Annotated in this window: 1 protein-coding gene; it reads right to left on the bottom strand. The window is 68.3% G+C overall.

Features of this window, described 5'->3' with window-relative positions; translation table 11 throughout:
* The coding region (locus tag ACFY9I_RS42650) for an aminoacyl--tRNA ligase-related protein (RefSeq protein WP_391012958.1) at positions 1 to 655 on the bottom strand (655 nt) is incomplete at its 3' end.
* Between the last annotated feature and the right edge of the window lie 399 nt (positions 656 to 1,054).

Genomic DNA, 1,054 nt, shown 5'->3' on the forward strand with positions numbered 1-1,054 from the left:
CCGCCTCGTAGGACAGGCCGGAGCGGTCAAGGACGTCGGTCAGCAGGGCGGTGGAACGCTGCCACTTCTCGGGTGCGGCGACGTACTTGCCGCTGGGGCCCGGGAGGGAGAGCCGGTAGCGGGTCGGGGTGATGCCGAGCGCCTCGTACGCCTGGCGGATCATCTGCAGCGCCGCCCGCGCCTCCCCGGCGACCTGGTCCAGGGTGCAGAAGATGTGCGCGTCGTTGAGCTGGATGGCCCGCACCCGGGTCAGTCCGCCGAGTACGCCCGAGAGTTCGGAGCGGTACATGCCGCCCAGTTCGGCCATCCGCAGGGGCAGTTCGCGGTAGCTGTGGGAGCGGGAGCGGTAGATCACCGCGTGATGGGGGCACAGGCTCGGCCGCAGGACGACCTGCTCTGCGCCGACGTCCATCGGGGGGAACATGTCGTCGCTGTAGTGCGCCCAGTGCCCCGAGATCCCGTACAACTCCCGCTTTCCGAGTACCGGTGAGTACACGTGCTGGTAGCCCGCCCGCCGCTCGGCGGCACGGATGTACTCCTCCAGGGTGTGCCTCACGGCCGCGCCGTCGGGCAGCCAGTACGGCAGGCCGGCGCCGATCAGCGGATCGGTGTCGAACAGGCCCAGTTCACGGCCGAGCTTGCGGTGGTCGTGCACGGTGGTCATCGCGGTCTCCCTGCTGGGTGCGGAGCAAGTGACCGGGCCTACGACGAAGCCCCGGGGCACTTGCCCCGGGGCTTCGCATCAGATCATCTGTCAGCGCGCCGGGACACTCTCCGGCGTCGTCGTCATAGCGGCGCGCTTCATGGCGCAGACGTTAGCAGGATGTACCGCGTTCCACATGGTCATTCCTCGGTCAGGAGATCCGCCGGACAGCCCCTGGATGACAGCGGCCCCGTCTGAGGCGGGCCGGTGATTCGGGGTGATCAGCTTTGTGACCGGGGTTCTCCTTCATCCGGTTGAGGCGGTGGAGTGTCGTCGGTGAAGACGGGCTTGCCGAGGTCGACCAGTTGAGGGCGTCCGGCGGTGGGGATGTTCTTGAGGCTCTTGAGCTTG

Source organism: Streptomyces sp. NPDC012510, assembly GCF_042955065.1.
Lineage (GTDB): Bacteria > Actinomycetota > Actinomycetes > Streptomycetales > Streptomycetaceae > Streptomyces.